The sequence below is a fragment of the Citrobacter sp. Cb031 genome, assembly GCF_030336725.1.
In the GTDB taxonomy this organism is placed as follows: domain Bacteria; phylum Pseudomonadota; class Gammaproteobacteria; order Enterobacterales; family Enterobacteriaceae; genus Citrobacter; species Citrobacter braakii.
Genome location: NZ_JAOWDA010000033.1, coordinates 322125 through 339383, shown reverse-complemented (window position 1 = coordinate 339383; position 17259 = coordinate 322125). Strand labels below are relative to the sequence as shown.

13 protein-coding genes are annotated in these 17259 nt (G+C 53.1%); 3 read left to right on the top strand and 10 right to left on the bottom strand.

What is annotated here, in order from left to right; genetic code table 11:
* Window positions 1-191: 191 nt before the first annotated feature.
* From OGV93_RS15255 to btsT, 4 genes are all read right to left on the bottom strand, one after another.
* The gene (locus tag OGV93_RS15255) at window positions 192-2039 is read right to left on the bottom strand and encodes a UvrD-helicase domain-containing protein (protein ID WP_046275899.1); all 1848 of its coding nucleotides are present in this window, start codon (window positions 2037-2039) and stop codon (window positions 192-194) included.
* A 186-nt stretch (window positions 2040-2225) separates the two neighbouring features.
* A complete protein-coding gene (gene yjiA / locus OGV93_RS15250; RefSeq protein WP_206165038.1) occupies window positions 2226-3182 on the bottom strand; it encodes a GTPase in 957 nt (318 codons plus the stop codon).
* A 12-nt stretch (window positions 3183-3194) separates the two neighbouring features.
* Window positions 3195-3389, bottom strand: coding sequence for a YbdD/YjiX family protein (locus OGV93_RS15245; RefSeq protein WP_003830038.1), 195 nt, complete (start codon window positions 3387-3389; stop codon window positions 3195-3197).
* 49 nt (window positions 3390-3438) lie between these two features.
* The gene (gene btsT / locus OGV93_RS15240) at window positions 3439-5589 is read right to left on the bottom strand and encodes a pyruvate/proton symporter BtsT (protein WP_003830033.1); all 2151 of its coding nucleotides are present in this window, start codon (window positions 5587-5589) and stop codon (window positions 3439-3441) included.
* A gap of 365 nt (window positions 5590-5954) precedes the next feature.
* Between btsT and tsr the strand changes: the two genes are divergently transcribed.
* Complete coding sequence (gene tsr, locus OGV93_RS15235; RefSeq protein WP_016155617.1) at window positions 5955-7616, top strand: methyl-accepting chemotaxis protein; 1662 nt, start codon at window positions 5955-5957, stop codon at window positions 7614-7616.
* Between the two features lie 39 nt (window positions 7617-7655).
* On the opposite strand, the gene OGV93_RS15230 is transcribed toward tsr, so the two are convergent.
* From OGV93_RS15230 to OGV93_RS15220, 3 genes are all read right to left on the bottom strand, one after another.
* Entirely contained in the window at window positions 7656-8171 is a 516-nt protein-coding gene (locus OGV93_RS15230; protein ID WP_047358387.1) for a GNAT family N-acetyltransferase, read from the bottom strand.
* 52 nt (window positions 8172-8223) lie between these two features.
* Window positions 8224-9585: an MFS transporter gene (locus OGV93_RS15225; protein ID WP_016155619.1), complete on the bottom strand. Its 1362-nt coding sequence runs from the start codon at window positions 9583-9585 to the stop codon at window positions 8224-8226.
* Between the two features lie 211 nt (window positions 9586-9796).
* A complete protein-coding gene (locus OGV93_RS15220) occupies window positions 9797-10711 on the bottom strand; it encodes a GntR family transcriptional regulator (RefSeq protein ID WP_016151582.1) in 915 nt (304 codons plus the stop codon).
* 137 nt (window positions 10712-10848) lie between these two features.
* Between OGV93_RS15220 and OGV93_RS15215 the strand changes: the two genes are divergently transcribed.
* Complete coding sequence (locus OGV93_RS15215; protein WP_019078308.1) at window positions 10849-11871, top strand: zinc-binding alcohol dehydrogenase family protein; 1023 nt, start codon at window positions 10849-10851, stop codon at window positions 11869-11871.
* Between the two features lie 13 nt (window positions 11872-11884).
* On the top strand, window positions 11885-13330 hold the full coding sequence (locus OGV93_RS15210) for a tagaturonate reductase (RefSeq protein WP_200084280.1): 1446 nt from the start codon (window positions 11885-11887) through the stop codon (window positions 13328-13330).
* A gap of 106 nt (window positions 13331-13436) precedes the next feature.
* On the opposite strand, the gene opgB is transcribed toward OGV93_RS15210, so the two are convergent.
* The 3 genes from opgB to dnaC form a co-directional block, all read right to left on the bottom strand.
* Window positions 13437-15728: a phosphatidylglycerol--membrane-oligosaccharide glycerophosphotransferase gene (opgB, locus tag OGV93_RS15205; protein WP_287109668.1), complete on the bottom strand. Its 2292-nt coding sequence runs from the start codon at window positions 15726-15728 to the stop codon at window positions 13437-13439.
* A gap of 229 nt (window positions 15729-15957) precedes the next feature.
* Window positions 15958-16449 carry a YjjA family protein gene (locus OGV93_RS15200; protein ID WP_287109666.1) on the bottom strand — a complete coding sequence of 164 codons (492 nt, stop codon included), beginning with the start codon at window positions 16447-16449 and terminating at the stop codon, window positions 15958-15960.
* Between the two features lie 70 nt (window positions 16450-16519).
* Window positions 16520-17257 carry a replicative helicase loader DnaC gene (gene dnaC / locus OGV93_RS15195; RefSeq protein ID WP_101700348.1) on the bottom strand — a complete coding sequence of 246 codons (738 nt, stop codon included), beginning with the start codon at window positions 17255-17257 and terminating at the stop codon, window positions 16520-16522.
* Window positions 17258-17259 lie beyond the last annotated feature (2 nt).

Sequence of the window (17259 nt, the reverse complement as noted above, 5' to 3'; positions counted from 1 at the left end):
CTGCTGCGGTTCTCCGCTAAAATAACCGCAGCTGTCAAATTAGTGGAACACCTGCGGCATCATGCCGAGATGACAAACCGATTACCACCAGTGAACAGTGGGTTGTAACGCAGCAGGGCGTGTTGAAATAGGATTCGCCCCTCTCCGCTGTAGGGAGAGGGGAATGTTTACGGATTCCTGGCGTGGCTCCGTTAGATCACCTTTGCGCTATTTTCGTAGGTGTTGATAAGATGGTCGCGCAAGCTCCCTGTTCCGTGCATTGTCACCAAAAGATTCTGGCGCGCGCGGGTAAATCCGACATACAGACGCTTGATGTCGTCACTCAGATCTTCCTCATCCCTTTCCTTTGCGGCATCCATAATAGCCACTGAGTGAAATTCAAGCCCCTTACTGCTTGGTAAAGGCATTACACAAAGGAGATCATTTTGCGGCGACCAGTGCTTTTTGTCATCGCTGGTCACAATCATTTGGTAGGGGATGCTACGCGCCGCGAGACGTGGCCCCAGCATCCCCGAAATGCTGTATGTTGAAGGGCACAGTATGGCGATCTCTGACCATGCAATACCTTGTTGTCGCTGCTTTGTCACCCAATCGAGCACGTGAGTAATCTCCTCGTCCTGATTATCAAAGCTGGCCAGTGCCGGGTAAGTGCCGGACAAGCCTCCAGCATCGGGTTGCTGGTATTTGAGCGCCTCTTCAATGTGATTATTGAGATAATTAAAGGCAATGTTGCTGGCAAAATGGAGTATTTGCCGGGTATTACGATAGTTGGTATTCAGGATCGTAGTGCGGCCGAGGGCCTTAATATTGACACTAGAGAGTGTGAAGTCGAGGGCTTTCTTTTTCTGGTAGATAGACTGGGCGTCATCGTAGAGGAAAAGAAGGGAGTTATCTTTGTTGTCTGGCATACGTGCGAGTATTCTCAGCCACTCCGGTTTAAAATCGTGTCCCTCGTCTATTAGGACTGCGCTGTATTGCTCCGGTTTTATAATCCCCTCTTCAAATGCCACCGTCAGTGCATTTTCCATCAGCTCAATAAAGTTTTTGCTTTTCGGCGGAAGACAATGATGTGTATTTAACTGTTGATAACACCAGGCATGAAAATGGATGACTTCGACGGGAAGTCTTAAAGTGTGCTGCTCAAGCTGTGATTTGAGTTTTTTGGCCAGCGTGATGTTGTAGCAAATCACCAGGATCGGCTTGGTGTTTTCAATATTGTTGGCAAGCTCAATACAACGGTGGTGCAAAATGAGCGTTTTACCGGATCCTGCCACGCCATGAATAACACGGTGTCCTGCACCCATGCTTCTGGCGAGTTGTTCCTGGTTCCTGTCCATCATGCAAACCACATCGGGGGTGTGGAACGTAAAATTGTTCAGATCAACCTGCGTAACGGATGCGTTAATGCGTACATCGGGATATAGATGCCATCGGATACGGTCGAGTTGCTGTGGTGTAGTGTGATGAGCGTAGTTATGTCTGAGAAGGGATTCGAGCCGGGCAGAGATTTGTTCCTTGGTCATAAACTCGCTGAGTTCGTCTTTGCAAATAACCTGGCTGGCTGGGAATAGTTCATTTATCGCTTCGGGTGGAAAACTCTTTTCTAGCTGTGCTCGGGTGATATTGCTCAAATAAACACCAAATCCATACGGCATAATAAAGCTGCCTTCATAATCACCTTGTTGCTGGCGAAGCAGCGGATCTTTTTTTAGGCTATTGATAGTGTGAAAGGTATATTGACGAACCTGTTCGAGTGGATTCTTGAACGGTTGAATGCCGTCTTTAGTTTCATAATGAATATGTGATTTGTTGGCAGATTTAATTTTTGTAATAAACCAGTCTTTTACTTCTATAAATAACAAACCTTTTTCGGGGGTTAGAATTACAAAATCCGGATGCTCTTGCTTGTCTCCCATTCGGGTGTCATACCAGCAGGTACACTGTTCGCTGAGTCCCCCCTCAAGAAGTCTTGCCAGTCTTTTTTCGCCGGCAGTAATTTTCTCGCTACAACTGCTTATTGTGGGAATAATGATTGCCATGTTACGCCTACCAATTCATGAAAATTATATAAATATGTTAAATTAATATTCCGAGAGATATTAATAAAAACATGAATTCATCATGGGTAATGACATTAACAGACAATATTACAAACAGAAAGCGTGATGCGAGATATTTGTTTCAGAGATATTTGCTCCCTTTCACAAATAAAAGGGAGCGGCTGTTTACTTCTTCAACCCCGCAAACGCGGCTCGAATCTCGTCTTCCGGCAGATTAATGCCGATAAACACCAGCAGGCTGTGCGGTTGTTCGTCGCTCCACGGGCGGTCCCAGTCGGCGCTGTACAGACGCTGAACGCCCTGGAACAGCAGGCGGTTTGGCTCGTCTTCAATCCACAGCATGCCTTTGTAGCGCAGCAGCTTCTCGGCGGATTCCAGCAGCAGATTTTCCATTACCCGCGACACGTCACTGATGTTTACCGGGTAATCCAGCTCGACGACGATCGAGGAGATATCGTTTTGCTTGTCGGCGATAAAGTGGAAGCGTGGTTTGGCGCTGACCACGTTCTCCTCGAGCATGAAACCGTTGGTATCGAACAGCAGGGAGAGGTCGATATCACCATGCGTGACGGTATACACCGGGGCGCGGGCGTTGATGCGCGCCAGGCGCTCGCGCAGTTTCTCGCTTTCACCCGCCACGTCGGTTTTGGTCAGCAGGATGCGGTCAGCGTAGCCCACCTGCGACTGGGCTATGGTGAACTGGTTCATCTGCTCGTCGGCATGTACCGCGTCAACCAGCGCAATCACACCGTCCAACAGGTAGCGTTCGCAAATCACTTCATGGGAGAAAAAGGTCTGGATAATCGGGCCGGGGTCGGCCATGCCGGTGCACTCGATCACCAAACGGTCGAAATGGATGGCGCCTTTGTCGAGGTTGTCGAGCAGATCTAACAGTGCGTCTTCCAGCTCACTGGAGCGGGTACAGCAAATGCAGCCGTTGGTCAGGGTTTTGATCTGCGTGGCGCGGTCGCCAATTAGCTGATCGTCCACCGAGACTTCGCCGAATTCGTTTTCGATAACGGCAATCTTATAGCCGTGCTGCTCGTTGAGAATATGGCGCAGCAGGGTGGTTTTACCCGCGCCAAGAAAACCGGTGAGTAGGGTAACTGCAATCGGGGTCATTCATTTCTCCTTCTAACAGCAACTGCTTCCGCCGCTACCGTAGCGGGCTTCCTGGCGCTCGCGGAAGAATTCTTCGTAGGTCATGTACGGCTTATCGGGATGGTTGGTCTTCATGTGCTCGACGTAGTTGTCGTAGTCCGGAATGCCAATCAGCATCTTTGCCGCCTGACCGAGGTATTTTTTTGCCTGACCTAAAGTACCAAACATAAACAATCCTGATAAGCGAAAAGCCCCGCCGAAGCGGGGCTGAATACGGTTAGTGATGTGAAGAGGTCTTCACGCCGCCTTCCGGCACCGGTACATACGGCGTCTCTTTATCAGAGCGACCGTTGATGGCGCGGGCTTTCTGCCAGGTACGGAACCCGTAGAAAATGATGCTGTACACCACCACCAGGAACAGAATACTCAGGCCTGCGTTGGTGTAGTTGTTGACGACGATGTGGTTCATGTTGGCAATCTGCTGAGCGGTCAGTTCGCCGCCGTTAGCAATCTTCTCTTTGTACTGATTCGCCATGAAGAAGAAGCCTTCCATCTGCGGGTTGGTGCTGAACAGTTTCAGACCCAGCGCCCAGGTGGTGCAGATAAGCAGCCATACAGCCGGAACAACGGTAACCCAGATGTATTTGGTACGCTGCATTTTAACCAGTACCACGGTGCCCAGAACCAGTGCCACGGCAGCCAGCATCTGGTTAGAGATACCGAACAGCGGCCACAGGCTCTTAACGCCGCCCAGCGGGTCAACAACGCCCTGATACAGCAGGTAACCCCACAGGCCTACGCAGCCCGCAGTACCGATGATACCCGCAACCAGAGAGTCGGTTTTTTTCAGGAACGGAACGAAGTTCCCCAGTAAATCCTGCAGCATAAAGCGGCCAGAACGGGTACCGGCATCCAGTGCAGTCAGGATGAACAGCGCTTCAAACAGAATACCGAAGTGGTACCAGAAGCCCATATCAGCCATCGGCAGCACTTTGTGGAACACGTGAGCGATACCAACGGCCAGCGTCGGCGCGCCACCTGCGCGGTTCAGAACGGACGGTTCACCGATGTCTTTCGCGGTCTGCAGGATCTGCTCAGGCGAAATGACGAAGCCCCAGGAGCTGACGGTCGCCGCCGCATGTGCGGTTACGTCTTTCAACTGCGCCATAATCAGCGGGGCGTTCTCGCCGCTCATTTCATGCAGGTTCGGCATGGTGATGCCAAGGCCTGCTGGCGGGGTGTTCATTGCGAAGTACAGACCCGGTTCGATAATGGACGCGGCAACCAGCGCCATAATCGCCACGAAGGATTCCATCAGCATGGCGCCGTAACCGATAAAGCGCGCGTCGGTTTCACAGGCCAGCAGCTTCGGTGTGGTACCAGAAGCGATCAGCGCGTGGAAGCCAGAGACCGCACCACACGCGATGGTGATGAACAGGAACGGGAACAGAGCGCCTTTCCACAGCGGGCCAGTACCATCAACGTACTGAGTCATCGCCGGCATTTTCAGTTCCGGGTTGAGGATAACGATCCCCACCGCCAGACCGACGATAACGCCGATTTTCAGGAAGGTAGCCAGATAGTCGCGCGGCGCGAGGATCAGCCATACCGGCAGCAGCGCAGAGATAAACGCGTAGCCGATCAGGGTAAAGGTAATGGTGGTGTCTTTAAAGGTCAGCGCCGGGCCCCAGTACGGGTCGTGAGCAATCACGCCGCCGAAGTAGATAGACGCAACCAGCAGCACAATACCAATCACCGACACTTCGCCCACACGACCCGGTCGCAGGAATCGCATGTAGATCCCCATGAATAGCGCGATAGGTACGGTTGAGCAGACGGTGAACACACCCCACGGGCTTTCAGCCAGTGCTTTCACCACGATCAGCGCCAGTACCGCAAGGATGATGATCATGATTAAGAAGCAGCCGAACAGCGCAATGGTTCCCGGGATCGGGCCCATCTCTTCTTTGATCATCTCACCCAGCGATGCGCCGTTACGGCGTGAAGAGATAAACAGCACCATGAAGTCCTGCACCGCACCGGCCAGCACGACACCCGCCAGCAGCCACAGCGTACCGGGCAGATAGCCCATCTGCGCGGCCAGTACCGGCCCAACCAGCGGACCTGCACCTGCGATAGCGGCAAAGTGGTGACCAAACAATACGTTACGGTTGGTTGGAACGTAGTTCAGACCGTCATTGTTGATGACCGCCGGCGTGGCACGCGTCGGGTCAAGTTTCATCACCTTTTGGGCGATGTACAGACTGTAGTAACGATAGGCCACCAAATAAACAGAAACTGAGGCGACCACGATCCACAGGGCACTGATGTGCTCACCCCGACGTAATGCCACTACCGAGAGGCAGAATGCACCGATGATTCCGAGAATCACCCAGGGTATGTGCTTGAATATCTTTTTCGTATCCATAGTAAAACCTGGTATCTAATTAATAATTGGCCGAAGCCGCGTGGGTTTGATCTTGTGTTTGAGGAGGTAAATTGACTGCTATGTTGGGGGGATCTTGCCAGAGAAATACGCGCGTAAAGTAAGGTAAATAAGTGAGCGGTTGTATGTCAGCTTAAGCGGTCCCAAGTGTCAGTGAGCGGTAAGCAATGGGGACTAACGGGTATATTTATGTGATTGAGATCACTAATAAACCCGCTTAGCGCTTTGGCAGACGGCGTGGATCGACGAATCGTCGATGCTGAGATCGATTCAACTAGCACAAATTTCATAAAGTTTTCCCTTTCCAGGCCGAAAATTCTGACATCTGTCTAGCGGAAAGAGAAAACATGTTAAAACGAATGAAGATTGTTACCAGCTTACTGCTGGTATTGGCGCTATTTGGTCTTTTACAGCTCGCCTCCGGCGGCTTGTTTTTTAACTCACTTAAGAATGACAAAGAGAACTTTACCGTTCTGCAAACCATTCGCCAGCAGCAGTCTGCGCTGAACGCCACCTGGGTTGAGCTGCTGCAAACGCGTAATACCCTGAACCGGGCGGGTATTCGCTACATGATGGATCAGAGCAATATCGGCAGCGGTGCGACCGTGGCTGAGCTGATGCAGGTAGCCAGCACGGCGCTGAAACTGACGGAAAAAAACTGGGCGATTTACGAGTCGCTCCCGCGCGATCCGCGTCAAAGTGAAGCCGCGTTCCAGGAGATCAACCGCACCTATGACATCTATCACGGCGCGCTGGCGGAGCTGATCCAGTTACTGGGAGACGGGAAGATCAACGCGTTCTTTGATCAACCCACGCAGAGCTATCAGGATGGTTTTGAGAAGACATACATCAACTACATGCAGCAGAACGATCGCCTGTATGACATTGCGGTAGCAGATAACAACAGCTCTTACAGTCAGGCGATGTGGGTACTGGTCTGTGTGCTGATTACCGTACTGGCGGCAATTATTGCAGTCTGGTTCGGCATCAAACTGACTCTTATCTCCCCAATGAACCGTCTGATCGACAGCATTCGTCATATCGCCAGCGGCGACCTGGTGAAGCGTATTGAGGTGGAAGGTTCCAACGAGATTGGCCAACTGGCGGAAAGTCTGCGTCACATGCAGGGTGAGCTGATGAACACCGTGGGTGATGTGCGTAACGGTGCCAACGCGATTTACAGCGGGGCCAGCGAGATTGCGATGGGCAACAACGATCTCTCCTCGCGTACCGAGCAGCAGGCTGCATCTCTGGAAGAAACCGCAGCCAGCATGGAACAGCTGACGGCGACCGTGAAGCAGAACGCCGAAAACGCGCGTCAGGCCAGCCATCTGGCCCTAAGCGCTTCTGAAACCGCGCAAAAAGGCGGCAAAGTGGTGGATAACGTGGTGCAAACCATGCGCGACATCGCTTCCAGTTCGCAGAAAATCGCCGACATTATCAGCGTCATCGACGGCATTGCCTTCCAGACCAACATTCTGGCGCTCAACGCCGCGGTAGAAGCTGCGCGTGCGGGCGAGCAGGGCCGTGGTTTTGCAGTGGTTGCGGGTGAAGTTCGTAACCTGGCCCAGCGTAGTGCGCAGGCCGCGCGCGAGATCAAGAGCCTGATTGAAGACTCGGTCAGCCGTGTGGATGTGGGTTCAACGCTGGTAGAAAGCGCTGGTGAAACCATGGATGAGATCGTCAATGCGGTAACCCGCGTGACCGATATCATGGGTGAAATCGCCTCTGCTTCTGATGAACAGAGCCGCGGTATCGACCAGGTCGGTCTGGCCGTTGCTGAGATGGATCGTGTGACACAGCAGAACGCCTCGCTGGTGGAAGAATCCGCCGCCGCCGCTGCGGCGCTGGAAGAGCAGGCCAGCCGCCTGACCCAGGCCGTTGCCGTGTTCCGTATTCAGCATGACCAACAGCGCGCGCGTGACGTTGCTGCCGCTAAACCGGTTTCAACGGTCCAGCCGCGAAAAGCTGCGGTAACGGATGCCGGGGATAACTGGGAAACGTTCTAAGTTGGTAATGCCCGATAAGGCGTAGTCGCCCGCGGGCAATTAACGCAGCATCAGGCGCATGGCGCAGCGTAGTTCGTACGTCTGCCCGTGCGCCGCTTCGTCTTCTCTTTTCTGGCGCAGCAGTGCAGGAAGCGTCTCGTCAGCCAGCATTTCGAACCCCAGTCGAGCGTACAATGGCGCATTCCACGGCACATCACGGAAGGTGGTCAGCGTGAGCGATGTATAACCTTTCTCGCGCGCCTGTTCGGCAACATAGCCAATCAATCTGCGACCAATACCTTTTCCCTGCCACTCCAGATGCAATGAAAGTTCAGCAATAAACAGCGATGACCCCAGCGTTTCGGCAACTAAAAAACCGACCGGATGCTCGTCGACCTGCGCCAGCCAGCTCATGCCAGCAGCGGCAAATGCCCGATGCTGGTCAACCGATATAATCTGGTCGTCAGCAATCCACGCCAGTTCGGGGATGAGTAAAAAACGTTGCCCCGCAGATCGTTCGATGGCGGGAAGAGCGGCAGTTTCTGCCAGAGTGGTGGAGCGTAAGGTGATGTTCATTTGTCGAGCATAACATGCCCGATAAGCGCGGTGTTATCGGGCATCATGAGGATTAATCTTTACGCGGATCGCTGATGGGTTGGCGCACCAGGAAGATGTAGGCGAGGGCTCCCACCATGGTGACGCAGCCACAAATGATCAGCGCCAGACGGAAAGAGTTGGTGGTATCAACAATAAATCCGGTGACGATTGGTGCAAACGACGCGCAGATAAAGCTGGCAAAGTTCTGGATACTGCCCACGGAGGCGGTCATGCGTGAGGCGACGGCTACGTGGATCAGGCCCCAGCACGAGGTGCCGGCGAAGTGGATACAGAACAGCGCCATACCGATCAGTAAGACGGCGGCCATCGACGTTGTGGCCTGCGGCACGATGAAAGTGAAGGCCGCAGAACAGAACATCCCGGCGATAATACAAATCTTACGGCTCTTAATCGGTGCCATACCGCCTTTCACCAGCCAGTCGGTGACAAAACCGTTAATTAACATGCCGGCTGCGCCAAACAGGAATGGGATCGCCGCCATTAATCCGGTGCTTTTTAAATCCAGGTTGTAGGAGGTTTGCAGGTAGCCTGGCAGCCACGCCAGATATAACCACGCGGTGTAGTTGATGCCGCTAAAGCCCAGCATCATGCCCCACATAGTGCGGTTGCGGAACAGGCTGCGCCATTCGGCAAAGCTCAGCGGATCGCGGCGGGCATTGACGCTACCGGCGTTCAGATACGCTTGTTCAGTAGCGCTCAGCGCAATCTGCTCGCGGTTGCGATACAACATGTACCAGCCGATGGCGAGGAAAATACCCAGCACGCCGATGGTAATAAACATCCAACGCCAGCCCATCACCAGCATCATGGCAGCCAGAATCGGCGGGCTAATGGCAACACCGATGGTGGAAGCGGCGTTGAATAACCCCATTGGGCGACCGCGCTCTTTGATGTTAAACCAGTCGTTGATGACCTTTACGCCGCACGGGTTCATGGGCGCTTCGCCGATCCCCATCCCGATACGCACGAGAACAAACTGAGTGAAGCTGTGAACCATGCCAGACATCGCCTGAAACAGCGACCAGAAGAACATCCCCAGCCCCAGCATAATGCGCGGACCTTTGCGATCCAGCAGCGGGCCGCAGGGCAGCTGTGCAATACCGTAAGCGAGAGAAAACACTGACAGCAGTACGCCGATTTGCGTGGCGCTCAGCCCCAGTTCTTCACGAATCGTTAAGTTGGCGACCGACAGTGAACTGCGGTCGAGATAATTAATCACCGCAGCAAAAAATAATAAAATCATTGCTGTGGTCTGAATACGTTTTATTCGGCTACTGCGTTGCACCATGCCCTCAGGCGGAACGTTAATATCCGCAGATGACGACGTGCCAAACGAAGAACTCGGGTCGAGGGTAATATTATTTTTTTCCACGCCGGACTCCTGAACCTCAATAATTTATTTTCACACAGCCGGGCTGTGCAGTATTGAAAAATACCAGTGATGAATCAATTTGCTCATCACCGCTCACAAAAGTTTTTAATGCAGTCGACTTAGCGTGAGCATAGGCAAGCGGTATTTTTCCGGCGTTTTTATTTTTATAAAATCGTGCTCCCGGTAATGGTTTGCTGTTTTTTATCGGTACTTAATGAGCGGCGCTATGGCTTTGGTTGATGGAGCGAATCATCGATTGTTTGGCTGAATTCAAATGGTTACAGAGCGCCAGGGTGGCATCCAGGTCGCTGCGGCAAATCAGTGCGCTGAGGATGGTCATATGCTCATCAATGGCAATGATATTGCGCTGCTTGAGGTCGCTTTCATCCCACTGATAATGAAAATGGAAAATCACGGAGATGATTTCAAGTGATTGATTAAAAAATATATTATCTGCTGCGGAGAGCAGTAAAGCATGAAACTCACGGTCTAACTGCGAGAACATACGAAAGCTGCTGCCGATGCTGTCGCGCAGGACCCGGTGGCGCTCAAGCAGTGTTTTAGCCTGCAACCAGCGCGGGTCATCGTCGGGCAGATTGAGAAAATGCTGCAGGGAATGGGTTTCCAGCATCTCTCTGAGTTCAAACAGCTGTTCCGCATAGGCCTGATCGAACTGCTTCATGCTCCAATGGCCGCGTTTTTCGTTTTTGATCAGATTGTAACGTTCGAATTTTAAAAGATATTCTCTCACCACCACCGGGCTGACCCCCGCAGCTCTGGCAAGCTGTAGTTCGGAGAAACTCTCCCCTGCGCGTAGCTGACGCTGGTTGATCATGGTGAAAAAAGCCTGCTCAAAAATCCGGTTTTGCTCAGTCATGGAGGCGGTTGTACAGGCAAAACCGTCGTCATGGTCGGGTTTACGTACGATGACATAGTGGCTGCCGACCTGGGTCAGCACGCCGCACTCGCCTAAGTGGCTCAGCATATGGCGCACGGTGGTGCGGCTGATGTTGTACATCTCCGCCAGCGCGCTTTGCGACGGGAGGGGGGAAGGGATATGACCACGCGCCATATCATCGATTATCTGGTTAATCACATTGTGGCGTAAGTTCTGTGAACGGCTCATGGCTTCTCCTTTTTGCGTATTAAAACCCGATTTAAAACATTTTTATGCGCTGGGATTCACAGATTGTGTTTCTGCTTTCTCCGGCTTTTTTATTTTCGTTGATATCTGAGGCAACAAAAAAACAGGAGAGCAGAATCATGTCTACGATGAATACGTTGATTTGCCAGGAACCTAAAAAATTAGTCTGGAAAGAGCGTGAAATACCTATTCCGGGTGAGGGTGAAGCATTAATAAAAATTAAATCAGTCGGGATTTGCGGTACCGATATTCATGCCTGGGGTGGCAATCAGCCATTTTTCAGCTATCCACGTGTACTGGGTCATGAAATATGTGGGGAAATTGTCGGGCTGGGCAAAAATATACAGAATCTGAAAAATGGTCAGCAGGTGGCGGTTATTCCTTACGTGGCCTGCCAGCAGTGTCCGGCCTGTCTGAGCGGGCGCACTAACTGCTGCGAGAAGATTTCGGTGATTGGCGTGCATCAGGATGGCGGCTTCAGCGAATACCTGTCCGTACCGGTCACCAACCTGTTGGATGCGCAGGGAATTGATCCGCAGGCGGCGGCGCTGATTGAGCCTTATGCCATTAGCGCGCATGCGGTACGCCGGGCGGCAGTGGCTCCGGGTGAGCAGGTGCTGGTGGTCGGTGCCGGTCCGATTGGTCTGGGCGCGGCGGCGATTGCCAAAGCCGATGGCGCACAGGTGGTGGTCGCCGATACCAGTCCGGCTCGCCGGGAGCATGTGGTTTCCCGGTTGGGGCTCCCGGTTATCGATCCGTCTGCTGAAGATTTTGATGCGCAACTGCGTGACCAGTTTGGTGGTTCGCTGGCGCAAAAGGTCATTGATGCCACGGGCAATCAGCATGCGATGAACAACACGGTGAATTTGATTCGCCATGGCGGCAGCATTGTTTTCGTTGGGCTATTCAAAGGCGATTTGCAGTTCTCCGATCCGGAGTTCCACAAAAAAGAGACCACCATGATGGGCAGTCGCAACGCCACACCGGAAGATTTCGCCAAGGTGGGCCGCCTGATGTCGGAAGGCAAACTGACCGCCGACATGATGCTCACGCACCGTTACGCGTTTGCCACACTGGCAGAAATCTACGAACGGGATGTGATTAACAACCGTGAGCTGATTAAAGGCGTGATCACGTTCTGAGAGGGGAAATGCGATGAAGACATTGAATCGACGTGATTTTCCGGGAACCAGTTACCCAACGCGCGTGATCCAGTTTGGTGAAGGGAATTTCCTGCGGGCGTTTGTCGACTGGCAACTGGATATCCTCAACGAGCAAACCTTTTTGAACGCTGGCGTGACCATCGTTCGCCCGATCAATAGCGATTTTCCACCGTCGCTGAATACCCAGGACGGGCTGTATACCACGCTTATTCGCGGGCTAAACGCGCAGGGCGAAGCGGTGAGCGAGGCGCGGCTGATCCGTTCGGTGAATAACGAAATCAATCCGTATCAGGACTTCGCGGCGTATCTGGCGCTGGCCCACAATGCGGATATTCGCTTTGTGTTTTCAAATACCACCGAAGCCGGAATTAGCTATCACGCGGCAGACCGGGTCGATGATGTGCCGCCGGTAAGCTTTCCGGCTAAACTGACGCGTCTGCTGCTGGAACGTTTTAATCATTTTGAGGGCGCAGTGGATAAGGGCTGGGTCATTATCCCGTGCGAGCTTATCGACTATAACGGTGAGGCGCTCAAAACGCTGGTACTGCGGTATGCACAGGAGTGGCAGCTTCCCCCGGCGTTTGCCGACTGGGTGGCGACGGCAAACACCTTCTGTTCCACGCTGGTCGACCGCATTGTCACCGGCTACCCGCGAGAAGAAGCCGCCGCGCTGGAGGCTACGCTTGGCTATCACGATGCGTTTCTCGATACCGCGGAGCATTTTTACCTGTTTGTGATTCAGGGGCCGCAGTGGCTGGCCGAGGAGCTGAATCTGGCGCGGTGCCCGCTGAACATTCGGGTAGTGAGCGATATTAAACCGTACAAAGAGCGTAAGGTCGCCATTCTCAATGGCGCGCATACGGCGTTGGTGCCGGTGGCCTGGCTGTGTGGTCTGGAGACCGTCGGCGAAGCGATGCAGGATGCCGATGTCCGTCACTTTGTCGAGCGGGCGATTAGCGAGGAAATTATACCGGTATTGGATCTCCCGGCGGATGAACTGCGTGAATTTGCCGACGCGGTGAGCGGGCGTTTTCAAAACCCCTACATTCGTCACCAGTTGCTTTCCATTGCGCTTAACGGGATGACCAAATTCCGTACCCGAATTTTGCCGCAACTGCTGGCGGGCCAGCAAAATGGGCGCTGGCCCGTGCGGTTAACGTTCGCCCTCGCGGCGCTGCTGGCGTTTTATCGCGCAGAGCGGGAGGGAGAACGCTATCCGATACAGGATGATGAGCAGTGGGTTAGCCTGTATGCCAGTCTGTGGCCGCGAGTTGGCTGTGATTTAACGCTGCGTGAACTGGTGGATACTGTGCTCGGCGATGCGGCGCACTGGGGTGAAGATTTGACGTTGCTGCCCGGGCTTGCCGGGCAGGTGACGGCAAACCTGGAAATGATTCTGGTGCAGGGTATGCGCCAGGCAGTGAAAAGTCTGGAATAAGGTTGCCATGCAGCGCCCGGTGTGGTGTTGGGCGCTGTTTTTTTTTCAGACAATAAATGCGGCTAGCTGTAAGACTGATAAGCGAAGCGCCATCAGCCATTTCATGTTACGAGCCCTGAGCGACCACTTTGATTTCAACCATCCCGATCCCCAGCTTACGCGGCGAGTGGCCGAGAATATTGCCCTCGTTGGTGGCGACCGGATCGGGTGGGACAATCACCAGCGTATCGGCATCTGCCGGGTTATCAAAATGCAAGGTAGTGGTAGTGACATCATGGCCTAACACCAGCGTCTGTTCCTCGTGGCCAACGCGCACGGGAATAGGACGATTGGCATTGTCGCCGAAGGCTTTCGCGGTGATGACCAGATCGAATTTCTTCGGCAGCGGGGCCTTGTACTCGATGGTCACCTCTTTGCTGAGCTGCGCATTGGACCAGCGCCCCCAGGATTCGGGGCGTGATATGCCGCTAAACTGTTTAACCTCTTCCGGCGCGCCCGCCACGTTGAAGACGAAGCTGTCGGCTTTGTAGCGAATGTCGTTATCGACAATTTTCAGCGTATCAACGTTACCTTTGTAGCGCTCCATGTCGATCACCGTGTCTTTAAACACGGTTTTACTTTTCCATATGGCTTTGTCGACGTGCTGCACGATTTGCTGTCCGCCTAACTGGCCTTGCGATACGCACCAGTCGGTGGAGAGCGCCAGCTCCGGGGCCCATAGCTGCGCCATTTTGTAGCAGCGATCAACCCAGACAAAGTTATCTCGCGGCGCGAAATCTGCCAGTTGGAAGCGCAGCGGGGCCGAGTATTCGCTTTCCGGCAGCGGCTCGACGCGTTTGTCCGATACGCGCAGCAACAACGGCAGGCGGAAATGGCTGCCGGAGAAAGAGATCATGTTTTTGTCCTGGTCGACGGTGAACTCTTTCATCTCTTTCGGGAAATTCCACAGGCGGATGATATCGGGCTTCCACGCCAGCATTTTTTCTTTGATGTTCAGGAACACTTCAGACACGGATTCGCTCGACAAACTGCTGCGGCCAAGACCGATAAAGTTATCGCCACCGAGAATATCCAGTACCGTTGCCCCGTTATCCATCGTGTTACGCTTCACCGCCAGCGTGTCCTGCTGTGGCTGGTCGCCGCGCAGCACGAAGAACAGGTTGTTGCGATCCTGCTTGTTCAGATACTTCCATGCGGTGTTGTTCATCGCCAGATGATCGGAAGAAACCACGATAACGGTATCTTTGAACCACGGTGAGGCTTTGATCTTATTGATAAATTCGGCAATGTTTTCCTGGCTGCAGCTGACCGCGCTGAAGGATTGGTTGGCCTTCCCGTCGATGTCATAACGTTTACGGTTGCAGCTACGTGAGATAAATCCATCTGGATGATGGGTATCCACGGTCAGCGTAAATAGTGAAAAGCGCTGGCCCGAACGTGAAAGCTCTTCGAATTTTTTCCACGCTTCATCCAGCACGGTATCGTCGTAGAAGCCCCAGTCGTTGCGATAGGCCGGGTCCGCAACCACGCTTTTTAACTCTTCCGCACCGTACAGATGATCAAACCCGTGAGATTTCAGGAACACGTCTTTGCCGGCAAAGCGCAGGTTGGCTCCCTGCACAAAGTAGTTTTGATAGCCGGAGTTTTTCAGGATATCGCCCAGACAGATATTGTTGGGGAAGAAGCTGGAGACCGACGCCGAGGCGTTGCCTTCAAACGGCGCAAACAGCGGAATACCGCACTGGGAGGCGACCATGCCAGCGATGGTGTAATCGGTACCCGGCAGTTGCATGGTATTGCTGAAATCCAGACCTTCGTTTTTCAACGCACCGAGTTCCGGGGTCAGATCCGGGAACGCGTCGTTGTTAAAATAGGTGCGCTCGAGGCTTTCGCCATAGATATAAACCAGATTCAGCTTCGGGTTGGGAATCGTTTTTGACGGCTCTTTATAATAGGTTGGGAAATCCGGATCGCCATCGCGCGACTGCGACTTTACCAGTTCGGTTATCTGGTGAAACGCCGGGCTGGCATCTACGGAGGCCAGCGCCAGCAGCAGGGCCAGCAGACTGTAACCCACATGATGCGGATGATGGCGACGGCGGCGCAGAATCCAGCCGAGAGCGACAAAAACGGTCGTCAGGACCAGCGCAATCCCGACACCAGGTAAGATATATTTTCCAATTCCCGCGCCGGTCAGGCTGTTGGTCAGCGTGTACAGAACCGCGTCATTGATACCGTCGCCGGTGAAATAGTCACTGGCATACAGCGTGATATTCAAGACAATAAAAATCCCCAGCACCGTTAACGTGGCAGCAAACCACCAGGTATTGCGACCCGCTTTCCAGGCGTAAATCAGCACTGAAGCGAGAAACAGAGTGATGGAGATGAGTTCTGACAACGATCGATCCTCAGTAAACCGGGCAAACGCCTGGCAGGCTAATGATTTGGGGAAAGCACAATGTAATAGCGATGTTGCATTGCTGCAATTGTAGTGACATTAAATTACGTTGTTATTCAGAATTGGTTTAGATATGCGTGTTTTTTGCGGGGATTTACTGATTATTTGACGTGTGAATTTTATGGGGAGCAGGTTGATGCCGCGCAGGATATACGCGGCATGTCGTGCGTCAGGAAATGAAGTTCATACCCTGTTTTAACACCAGATCGCAGGCCTTGGTTTTTACCTGCTTCGCCAGCGAGCTGTTGCCAATTGTGTTCAGGTCCAGTTGTTGACCATCTTTGGCGTTGAGCAGCCCCTGAATGCCGTCCATATAGTTGGTGTCTTGTTTCTGCTCCGGAGCACTGAGGCCCAGTTTATCCAGCACCTGGTTTTTGACGTTTTGCATGTCGGTGACCGAGGCCAGTTTCTGTTTCGCGCAATATTCCAGGATCCCGGCGGCGTTATTCATGCTGCTGGAGGTCAGCGACTGATTGCTGCCATTCAGTAGACTGGTCAGGGAAGAGAGTGACGAGCCGCCCTGCGAGCCGGAGCTTTGTTTGCTCAGTTCGCTGGCCGCGCTGGAGAGCGAATCCTGCCAGGAGGCGGCGAAAACGCTGGTCGAGATGAGCGTGCTGGCGGCAAGCGCACAGCACAGCAGACGTTTGGTTGTTTTCATCATTATATGCAACTCGTGTTATGCCTTTTCAGCGCAGTATAGCGCCAGCAGTCTTAGGAGTGGTCCTAATACGTTAATACTCTTTACCGGTTACCCGACTACGGTAGCTTTCCCAGTTGAAGTTTACCCATAAGCTATTGCCTAAGCGCATACGATCCATGACCCGTTCGCCGAGAAGTTTATTCATTTCATCCATGGTCAGGTTGGTCAGCATACCGGTTGGCCGTTTAGAGGACGAGCGACGATCGACGATCTGGTTGATGATCACCTTTTCATAGCGGGATTCGGTCTGCACGCCGATTTCGTCGATCACCAGCAAATCGACATTGCTGAGATCGTTCAGCAGCTGTTCTTCGCTGGTTTCACGGTTGCTGAAGGTATCTTTCATGGCTGACATAATGTCCGCAACGGTGATAATCAGCACCGACTTGCCGCGCAGCAGCAGTTCGTTGCAGATAGCAGCGGCCAGATGGTTTTTGCCGGTGCCGGGCTTGCCAGAGAAAATAAAGCTGGCGATGTTGCCGTCAAACTCTTCAACGTACTGGCGAGCTTTGCTCAGGGCGTTCATCTGACCTTCGCATTCCACCCGATAGTTATCGAACGAACAGTTCTGATGCAGTGGACGAATACCGGAACGGTTGAATGTGCGCTGCATTTTCATGGCTCGGTTTTCACGGGCCAGCGCTGCGGCGCGAATTTCACCTTGCTCTTTTTGCCATGCCAGCAGCTCCTCGCCCGTTTTAAAGGCTGGCTCGACATTAGCCGGCATCATTTTTTGCAGACGTTTCATCAGGTCGCCAACGTTTTTCATCG

Coding starts and splice junctions, on each gene's coding strand:
- OGV93_RS15255 (WP_046275899.1), bottom strand. CDS start 2,039: ATGGCAATCATTATTCCCACAATAAGCAGTTGTAGCGAGAAAATTACT.
- dnaC (WP_101700348.1), bottom strand. CDS start 17,257: ATGAAAAACGTTGGCGACCTGATGAAACGTCTGCAAAAAATGATGCCG.
- OGV93_RS15210 (WP_200084280.1), top strand. CDS start 11,885: ATGAAGACATTGAATCGACGTGATTTTCCGGGAACCAGTTACCCAACG.
- OGV93_RS15220 (WP_016151582.1), bottom strand. CDS start 10,711: ATGAGCCGTTCACAGAACTTACGCCACAATGTGATTAACCAGATAATC.
- OGV93_RS15245 (WP_003830038.1), bottom strand. CDS start 3,389: ATGTTTGGTACTTTAGGTCAGGCAAAAAAATACCTCGGTCAGGCGGCA.
- OGV93_RS15200 (WP_287109666.1), bottom strand. CDS start 16,449: ATGATGAAAACAACCAAACGTCTGCTGTGCTGTGCGCTTGCCGCCAGC.
- btsT (WP_003830033.1), bottom strand. CDS start 5,589: ATGGATACGAAAAAGATATTCAAGCACATACCCTGGGTGATTCTCGGA.
- yjiA (WP_206165038.1), bottom strand. CDS start 3,182: ATGACCCCGATTGCAGTTACCCTACTCACCGGTTTTCTTGGCGCGGGT.
- OGV93_RS15215 (WP_019078308.1), top strand. CDS start 10,849: ATGTCTACGATGAATACGTTGATTTGCCAGGAACCTAAAAAATTAGTC.
- tsr (WP_016155617.1), top strand. CDS start 5,955: ATGTTAAAACGAATGAAGATTGTTACCAGCTTACTGCTGGTATTGGCG.
- OGV93_RS15230 (WP_047358387.1), bottom strand. CDS start 8,171: ATGAACATCACCTTACGCTCCACCACTCTGGCAGAAACTGCCGCTCTT.